Below are 8,549 nucleotides of genomic sequence, written 5' to 3'. Positions count from 1 at the left end.
CCGCCGGCATGGGCGGCGGCGTCGAGGTCCCGGCGCATCGAGGCCGGCAGACGAAGGTTCAGAACGCGGTCTTGAGGCGTGCGCACGTCAAAACTCCCCGAGCGGAAGCACTCGCGGAGTAGAACACAGGCGGCCAGATTGTGTTACAACAAGCAATCAGGCCAATAACACACAGGGCACACAAAATTTCTGATGCAGTGTTTGGCACAAAGACTGCGACAGTTCTACACAGCTATTCGGGGGGTTTGGCCGTTTGGCGCTTGGCATCGCGCTCCGTCAGAACCTGAAACCAAGTCGGCGGGATCGGTTTGAACCTCTCCAATTCCTCCGGCGACACCTCCGAACCAACGGCCTCCTGCTTCGCCCGGCGCCGAGGCGATACAGTGCCCTCGTCCGACTTAAGGCTTTCGACCCGCTTCCCGTCGCCCGACCAAGCGTTCGCGACCTTGCCGTCAAGTGTGTTCTGGAACGTCGCCTGATCCTGAAGCGCCACGCTGGCGAGCAGTTTCTGCTCGGCGATGCAGTAGCCAGCCAACGCAGGGGGAAGGTCTCGAACTTTCGCGTCCGCGGGCGGCGTCGGCCGAACATCGGGGACCGGCACCCCGTCGACGCCGCGCCAGAAGTAGTAATAGCCGACAACATCCCAAGCTGCGGCCAGGGCCTCGCGCGTGTGCAGCTCCGACCAGCCCACGTCCTCGGCATGTCGGACGACGCCTTGCAACACATCGCCAAGCTGATTGGTCAGCTCCAGCGGCGTTACTAGACCGATCATGTAGCTCAGGCCGGGACGGTTCTGGATATAGCGTTCGAGCTTAGACGCCGACGCGACCTCGAACGAAGCCTCTAAGCGACGCTCGACTTCCTGACCAAGCGAGTGACCGTTCTCTTCAGCAACCCGTTCCAGGCGCTGCTTCAGATCACTGCGCGTTCGCACCGCGATCGACTGGCGTGGATCGCCGTCGGCACTTCTTCGCGTCATCGCCCTGCCTGCCGAATTATTTTCGCGTCACGCGACACATTCAGCACATATCGCACGTCGGTCGGATTGACACAAGGCACGACGCGGCCGAAGTATGTCGCATCACGCGACACGCTTCGCCCATTCAGCACGGAGGCCGAACATGAGCGCAGAACCCGAAAGAACCGGCCGCAGACCTGGCGACGGAACCCGAGCCCTCAAGCGCATGAGTGCGGGGCTGAACGTGTCGGTCCCAGACTATGCCGATTTCCTCGGATGCAGCGCCAACCACCTGTGGGCGCAGATCCGCGCGAAGAAGATCAAGGTCGCCATGGTCGATGGCGTGACCTCGATCCCTGCGCATGAGGCCATCGCGCGCTCTGGCGCCGAGCCGATCGCAGCCTGAACCCCCGCCATCTGCGGGCGATCCCCGCGGGCCGCTCTTTCCGCGTCGATGCGGCCGGCGCACTCATTCAGGAACAGCAGTCCATGAACGGAAGAACCCGCGCGTCGCGGGTGGCAACGGCGGGCTCTCGAAATGTCGTCTTGGCGGTCGACACCGAGGTATCTGCCCCAACCACCCCTAATTTTCAAGCCGCTGCGCTCGCGAGACGCTTCGGACTGAGCCCGAGTGTCGCCGCCGCGACGGCGGCCCTGGCCTTCCCGCGCGTCGATCATTGGAGCGCCAGAGCATGAAGGCGCTCGCAACCATCACCCCGACCGACGCCCTCACGTTCGACGCGGTGGCCGAGGCCGCCAGTCTCGCCGAGAGCTACGCCAGGAACGCCGCCGAATTCGCGCTAATCCGCGACGTTCGAGGCGCGGCCTATAGCCTGAATTGCGCCGCCAAGGCGCTCGCGTCGGCCGCCTCGACCGCCCAGGCACTACGACCCGCCCAGCAGGACGGGGGCAACCGATGACGCATCCCCGCATCCTCTGCCCGCCCGCCGGTGCGCTCGCCTGCTTCAACTGCTCGGCCTGGTCCGACTTCGGGGACATCGGCGTGGCCGATGAGCGGAACGGCCGTCTCGTTCACGTCGGGCGCAAGCCGACCGGAGAATGCCGGGCGAACCCGCCTGCGCGAGACCCTGAGGCGATCGGTTCGACCAGCGCGGTTTGGCCGGTCGTGACGGCCACCGACTGGTGCCGCCAGTTCGAGCCGACCCGGGCCGACAACCGCGGGGAGGCCGCATGACCCAGCGCCTCCTCAAGCCCTCGCGCAAGGCCAAGGCTTGCGCCAACTGCTGCCACTTCGCCCAGACCAGCACCGCCTATGTCTACGGCGGCCGCGGGATCCTCGGCACGATCGGCGAGCAGGCCCGCGGTGACTGCCGGGCGAAACCGCCGACCCGGGACCGGAAAACCGGCGACGCGGTGTGGCCCGATGTTGTGGCGGCGGACTGGTGTTCGGCGTTCAGCCGCCCCGGAACCATGAAGTATGGGGAGGCGGCATGACCGGCACCGTCCTCCCATTCCCCCTGCACAGCATCGCGCTCATCAATGATCGGACGCCCTATGGCGTCGAAGTAGTGCTGGCCCCGCATGGCGACGGCTGGGCGGCTTGGGTGCGTCTCGCGTCCGGTCGGACCGTCGCCCTGGAGATCACCGACGATCGCGCCCACGCCCTGGCCGACGCGGAGGGCTATGCCGCCCGCGTCGGGTGCTCGCTCACGGTCAGAAGCACGCCTGCAGGGGGTGAACCCGATCGGCCGACGATGCGAGGGCTGATCTACATCTGGCCGAACTCTGCCGGCGGCGGCAGTTGGGGCATCGAGCACGAGTCCGAGAGCGGGGACAGCTCGTCGCTGCTCGCCACCGCCTTCAGCTTCAACGAGGCCGTGACCATCGCCCGAGACGCAGCGCAGCGCCTCAACGCAACCTTCAATGACCCGTCCTCGCATTTCGGAGGTGCCGCCTGATGGCAGGATCCGCACAGCATGTGCGCACCCCGAAGCCTGAACTGCCGCCGTTTGCCGGGCTGCCTGATCTTCCGGCGCTCCGCGAGCTGCAGAGCCGCCCGAAGTGGGTGGCCTGGGAATACACATGGAACGATGATCGCGGCCTCTGGGACAAGCCGCCGCTCAACGCCAAGAACGGCGGCTTGGGCAGCACCACCAACGCCGCCACCTGGGCGCCCTACGATGCTGCCGCAGCATTCGCGACCCAGCGGGTACAGGCAGGCGTCGGCTATGTGCTGTCCGTCGAAGACGAACAGAGCGGCATCGACCTCGACAAATGCCGCGACCCTGAAACCGGCGCTTTCCAACCCTGGGCGCAAGTCGCAATCGACTTCGCCGAGACCTACACGGAGATATCCCCCTCGGGGCGCGGCCTCCGGTTCTTCGTTCGTGGCCTAGTCGACGGTCGGAAGGTCGACGCCGCACAGGTCGAGATCTACACGGGCGGCCGGTATCTCACCGTCACGGGCCGCCACGTCCCCGGCACGCCAACTGAAATCCGCGAGGCGCCGCGCCTGATCGCTTACCTACAGGAGCGAGCGGACCAGATCAGGGCGGCTCAGAAGGTCGCAGCCGATTTAGCCCGGGATCAGGAGCGCAAGAAGGCCGAGAAGCGCGCCGAGGCGCAGGCACAGGAGCAGCCGCGCCAGAGCACCAGCGAACGGGCATCCGCCAGCGCCCGCGAGCGAGGCCCACGCGAGGGGTCGGACTTCTGGCGGACCGTGAACGACCGCGCCCTGGCGAACTTGAGCGCTTGGGTGACAAGCATCTTCCCCGGCGCCCGCTACCAGTCGGGGACCGGCGCTTACCGGGTCGACCAGCGCGACCTCGGCGAAGGGTACGAGGAAGACCTATCGCTACACCCCGACGGCATCCGTGATTTCGGCGTGGGCGACATGGGCGATGCGCGCGACGGCGCACGCTCACCGATCGACATCGTGAAGGACTACCTGCCAGCCAACGATCCTGCAGCCGCGGCCATGTGGTTGTGCGAGCGGATCGGCGCGCGGCCGGAAGATCTGGGCTGGAAAGGCGGCCGCCAGGACCAGGCCGGCCCGCGAGAGACCGGCGGCGCAACCCAGGGCACCAGCGCCGAGGCCCAGGCCGAGTCCCTGCCGACCTTCAAAGCCCGCCCCTTCGTGTGGGCCGACCCTGCTACCATCCCGCGCCGCGAATGGGTGTTAGAGCGGCACCTAATCCGCAAGTTCATCAGCGTGACGGCCGCCCCGGGCGGCGTCGGCAAATCATCGCTCGTCCTGGCCGACGGCCTCGCGATGGCGACCGGCCGCAACCTGATCGGGCACCATCCGCACGGCCGGTTCAAGGTGCTGATCTGGAACGGCGAGGATCCGCTAGAGGAAATGCAGCGCCGGATCATGGCCGCCTGCATTCAGTACGACATCGGCCAAGAGGACATCGAAGGGCACCTGTTCGTGAACTCCGGCCGGGATGACCCGATCGTCATTGCCGAGCAGAAGCGAGACGGCGTGACCATCGCCGTGCCGGTGGTCGAAGCGCTCAAGGCGACGATCCGGGAAAACGGCATCGACGTGGTGCAGATAGACCCGTTCGTGAGCTGCCACGCGGTCAACGAGAACGACAACGGCGCGATCGACCGGGTGGCGAAGCTCTGGGGCAAGATCGCCGACGAGACCGGATGCGCGATCGAGCTTGTTCACCACACCCGGAAGACCGGGGGCAATGAGACCGTGATGGAGGACATGCGGGGCGCCGTAGCGCTGCTGTCCGCAGCCCGGTCGGGCAGGATCCTTAACATCATGTCCGGCGAGGAAGCGGAGCGCGCCGGCGTCGAGCAGCGGCGCCTCTATTTTCGCGTCGACAACGGCAAGGCGAACCTCGCGCCGCCCCCGACCGACCGCTCGTCCTGGTTCAAGATGGCATCGGTCGACCTCGGCAACGGCGGAGATCCAAACGACTCGTTCGACTTCAACGCCGGCGGGGACAGTGTGGGCGTGGTCACGGCCTGGCAGTGGCCCGACCCGCTGGCGAACGTCACCACCGCCGACCTGCGGGCCGCTCAGACGGAAGTGCGGGCCACCGGGCCGTGGCGCGAGAACGTTCAGGCCAACGATTGGGTAGGCAAGCCGATCGCCCGCGCCCTCGGGCTGGATGCCGGCGACAAGGCGCACCGCGAGAAGATCAAGCGCCTGCTCAAGATCTGGATCGAGAACGGCATGTTCGTGGTGGTCTCGGGCACCAACGAGAAGGGTCGGCCAACCCCGTTCGTGGAGGTGGGCGCATGGGCCGGCGATTGAGCCCCCACACCTTCCAAGGTGTGGTGTGCAGAGGTGGGGACGGTGGGGCCCCAGAAAGCCCCACACCACACCTCCTTATTGGAGGGTGTGGGTGGTGTGGGTGTGTGAGAAATCGAAGTGTGGGTGGTGTGGGTAGCTGGCCGCCTCTTTGGGGTGCCCGATGATCCCAGCCGCCGACGCATGGGGCCCATTCCGCCCCGACCTCGACTCGGCCGAGCGTGTCGCCCGCCTTCGCTGCCTGCGCGCCGTGGTTCACCTGTCGACCGGCCCGCGCGGCCAGGCGCTCACCGATCTGCTGCAGCGAGCCGAGCAGGATCCCACGCTGTTGCCGCCCGCCCTGGCCGCGCTCTCCGGCCTCGAACCGCTGGATAAACGTCGCGTCTGGGCAAGCTACGCCGCCCTCAATCGTCCCGCAGCCTGAAAGGATTCGCCGTGATCACCGCCCTTCCCGATCCGCCGACACCGGCCAGTGTCCTCGCTCTGATCCAGGGCATCGAGCGCCACGGCACGGCGCCGGCCGCCATCGCCTTCCGGTCCGCGTTGTTCCGCGCCGGGCTGGAGGCGGACGCGGCCGGCGGTCTCGCCGCCTTGGCGGCGCTGGTGGATGCGGTCGCCGCATCCGATCCCGACCGCGCCGACACCCGCACCGCGATCCTGTGCGGCGCATGGGCTGATTTGATCCCCGGTCATGACGGGGAGGAGCACGACTGACCATGGTCTTGTTTCGTCGCTACGCAGGTACGTCGATGCTGCAGCGTTACACCGAGGCTAAACGGCTATAGCGCGCGTAGACCTCAAGCCTCGACCCCTGTGGGCAAACCACGGCGCTTAGGGTGTCTCGTTCGCACTTGTCCCTTCACGGGCGCCTTGATCTTGCTTTCCGGATGTCGAACCTCTTGTCGCTGACTTGTAGTCCAGGCATAATTCATTGCTACCGTAAGCAGCATGGCATTCTGGACCATTATCGTGTTCAACCTGATCGCCTCGCTAGCCAGACGGCTCATCTCTTCATAGAGCATTACTGTCTCCAATCTGGCTACGGCGCCTAGGAACCCAAAAATCTAATCCGCTCACGCAACGGCGTATGTGAAGGGCCCCTCGCGTGGACCAACTTGGGTTCGATCTCCGAGGACACTGCGGGCAGAGGCAATAATCTGAACAGTCTGCCTGCGGTCACAGGCAGTCCGCGCCATGATCTCTAGATCACGCAAATATGAGATCAGCTGCTCGCGTGAAAATTCACTTATGTTAAGAGTATTATTTACTTTGGAGGACACGTTACGCTCAAGCTCGTCCCAAAAAGCCATGGGGATCTGCGGGTGATGGTTCATGGAGGTCACTGCTATGAGTTTGCAAAATGTTTTTATATGTGCGCAGAATGAAAAATATATCTAATGTTGCTTTCTAAGCATTTTGATTAAATCCCTTACGCTCGACAGCGTGCTGCCTATCGCCGGCATTCAGATCCACTGGCGAATGGCGCCGACCACCGCCGTCACAATCGAGGTCCGGGACGATGTGAGCCTGGTTCAGCACCAAGCCGCGGTCGCCGCTCTACAAGCTCTCGCTGAGGGTGCGCGAGACCTGATGCTGGCCGAACCGCCCCACTGTTCCCGCCACTGCTCTGAGCGAACCATAGTCGGATCCTATATACCAACAGCAACCCGATAGATTTCAGCTAAGACCATGAGCAAGCCGTCGAACCTCAAGCCCTTCGCCCCCGGTCAGTCCGGTAACCCCGGCGGTCGCCCGCGCCTGCCCGACGACGTGAAGCAGCTCGCCCGCGGCTACACGCGCGAAGCCCTCGAAACCCTGGCTGGCGTCATGCGCAACGACGAGGCGCCGGCCGCCGCTCGCGTCACGGCCGCCAGCCACATCCTCGATCGCGCCTGGGGCCGGCCGGCCCAGCACCTCACCGTCGATCCCGTTGGAGACCTCACCGATGCCGAGCTTGGGTCAGAACTCGCCGCAGCCGTCGAGCAGCTTCGACGTCTCGGCCGCGCGGGAGCGGGTGAGGCTGCTGACGATGGAGGCGAAGCGCCGCCAACGGCGCACTGACATCCAAGACTCGATGGTCGCGTGGGCGGTGGCTGCCGGCTACACCCCGGCCGCTCATCACGAACGGCTCATTGCCGAACTGGAGCTGCTGGAAAGCGACCCCGAGGTGGACGTGTTGATGGTGTTCATGCCGCCGGGCTCGGGTAAGAGCATCTACACCAACCACCTGTTCCCGGCCTGGTACGTGGCCCGCCACCCTGACCGGAACGTGCTCACCGCCTCGCACAGCTCGGAACTGGCCGAGCGGTTCGGGCGGAAGACCCGCAACTTGATCGTGGAGCACGGTCAGGACCTCGGCGTCAGCCTGTCCGACGACAGCCAAGCGGCGAACCGCTGGGCGACCACAGCCGGCGGGGAATACTACGCCGTGGGTGTGGGCGTCGGCATCGCCGGGTTCCGCGCGGATCTGGGCATCATCGACGACCCTTTCGGATCCCGTGAAGATGCGGAGAGCCGGCGCATGCGCGACCGGACGTGGGACTGGTACTCCGACGATTTCAGCACCCGCCTCAAGCCCGGAGCCAAGAAGGTCATCATGCACACCCGCTGGCATGACGACGACCTCGCCGGGCGCGTCATCCGCCAACTCGACGCCATCGGACGCCCCTATCGCCTGCTGTCCCTGCCGGCGCAGGCCGGGCTCGGCGACCCGCTCGGCCGGCAGATCGGCGAATGGCTGTGGGATGACGGCGATTACGGCTACGGCGCCCAACTTCGCCGCCGGAAAGAGGAGGTGGACACCCGCACCTGGGCGAGCCTGTACCAACAGGTGCCGGTGCCCGAGGGCGGCGCCTACTTCGAGCGGGATTGGATCCGGCCGAGCAAGGGATCGCCGGCGCGCGAGGGCCTGAACGTATACGGGGCGAGCGACTACGCCGTGACCCGGGACGGTGGCGACTACACAGTCCACATCGTCGTGGGCCTCGACCCGGGCGGCAACATGCATGTCCTCGACCTGTGGCGGAAGCAGGCCGACAGCGCCGAGTGGATCGACGCCTGGTGCGACCTGGTGAAGAAATGGCGCCCGCTCGAATGGGCCGAGGAGATGGGGCAGATCCGCGCCTCGCTCGGCCCCATGATCGACGCGGCCGCCCGAGAAAAGCGGGCCTACGTCAGCCGCCGCCAATTCCCCACGCGCGGGGACAAGGCCGTCAGGGCGCAGAGCATCCGCGCCCGCATGTCCATGCGCGGGCTCTACATCCCGCACGAGGCCGATTGGCGGAAGGACTTCGAGGCCGAGCTCCTGCGCTTCCCGGCCGGCGTCCATGACGATCAGGTCGACGCGCTTGGCCTCATTGG

At 66.0% G+C, this 8,549-nt stretch carries 11 protein-coding genes; 10 read left to right on the top strand and 1 reads right to left on the bottom strand.

Annotated elements, in window-relative coordinates; genetic code table 11:
• Nucleotides 1–232 precede the first annotated feature (232 nt).
• A complete protein-coding gene (locus MKK75_RS12890) occupies nucleotides 233–979 on the bottom strand; it encodes a hypothetical protein (RefSeq protein ID WP_244042961.1) in 747 nt (248 codons plus the stop codon).
• A 142-nt stretch (nucleotides 980–1,121) separates the two neighbouring features.
• Between MKK75_RS12890 and MKK75_RS12885 the strand changes: the two genes are divergently transcribed.
• The 10 genes from MKK75_RS12885 to terL all read left to right on the top strand — a co-directional run.
• Nucleotides 1,122–1,364 (top strand): hypothetical protein, encoded by a 243-nt coding sequence (locus MKK75_RS12885; RefSeq protein ID WP_244042960.1) that lies wholly within the window; start codon nucleotides 1,122–1,124, stop codon nucleotides 1,362–1,364.
• A 286-nt stretch (nucleotides 1,365–1,650) separates the two neighbouring features.
• Nucleotides 1,651–1,878, top strand: a complete 228-nt coding sequence (locus tag MKK75_RS12880; protein ID WP_244042959.1) for a hypothetical protein — start codon at nucleotides 1,651–1,653, stop codon at nucleotides 1,876–1,878.
• The gene (locus MKK75_RS12875) at nucleotides 1,875–2,153 is read left to right on the top strand and encodes a hypothetical protein (RefSeq protein ID WP_244042958.1); all 279 of its coding nucleotides are present in this window, start codon (nucleotides 1,875–1,877) and stop codon (nucleotides 2,151–2,153) included. The genes MKK75_RS12880 and MKK75_RS12875 overlap by 4 nt, the downstream gene beginning before the upstream one ends.
• On the top strand, nucleotides 2,150–2,413 hold the full coding sequence (locus MKK75_RS12870) for a hypothetical protein (RefSeq protein WP_244042957.1): 264 nt from the start codon (nucleotides 2,150–2,152) through the stop codon (nucleotides 2,411–2,413). Before MKK75_RS12875 ends, MKK75_RS12870 begins: the two co-directional genes overlap by 4 nt.
• Nucleotides 2,410–2,877: a hypothetical protein gene (locus MKK75_RS12865; RefSeq protein ID WP_244042956.1), complete on the top strand. Its 468-nt coding sequence runs from the start codon at nucleotides 2,410–2,412 to the stop codon at nucleotides 2,875–2,877. Before MKK75_RS12870 ends, MKK75_RS12865 begins: the two co-directional genes overlap by 4 nt.
• 20 nt (nucleotides 2,878–2,897) lie before the next feature.
• On the top strand, nucleotides 2,898–5,192 hold the full coding sequence (locus MKK75_RS36090; RefSeq protein WP_244042955.1) for an AAA family ATPase: 2,295 nt from the start codon (nucleotides 2,898–2,900) through the stop codon (nucleotides 5,190–5,192).
• 160 nt (nucleotides 5,193–5,352) lie between these two features.
• The gene (locus MKK75_RS12855) at nucleotides 5,353–5,613 is read left to right on the top strand and encodes a hypothetical protein (protein ID WP_244042954.1); all 261 of its coding nucleotides are present in this window, start codon (nucleotides 5,353–5,355) and stop codon (nucleotides 5,611–5,613) included.
• An 11-nt stretch (nucleotides 5,614–5,624) separates the two neighbouring features.
• Nucleotides 5,625–5,903, top strand: a complete 279-nt coding sequence (locus tag MKK75_RS12850; RefSeq protein ID WP_244042953.1) for a hypothetical protein — start codon at nucleotides 5,625–5,627, stop codon at nucleotides 5,901–5,903.
• Nucleotides 5,904–6,878: 975 nt separating this feature from the next.
• Nucleotides 6,879–7,250: a DUF5681 domain-containing protein gene (locus tag MKK75_RS12845; protein ID WP_244042952.1), complete on the top strand. Its 372-nt coding sequence runs from the start codon at nucleotides 6,879–6,881 to the stop codon at nucleotides 7,248–7,250.
• Nucleotides 7,204–8,549, top strand: a 1,346-nt coding sequence (gene terL, locus MKK75_RS12840) for a phage terminase large subunit (protein ID WP_244042951.1), incomplete at its 3' end; no start/stop codon positions are given. The genes MKK75_RS12845 and terL, both read left to right, overlap by 47 nt.

It is taken from the genome of Methylobacterium sp. J-030 (assembly GCF_022829545.1).
Taxonomy (GTDB): domain Bacteria; phylum Pseudomonadota; class Alphaproteobacteria; order Rhizobiales; family Beijerinckiaceae; genus Methylobacterium.
Note: the sequence above shows the minus strand (reverse complement) of the source record. Positions and strands in the feature narration are given on the sequence as shown.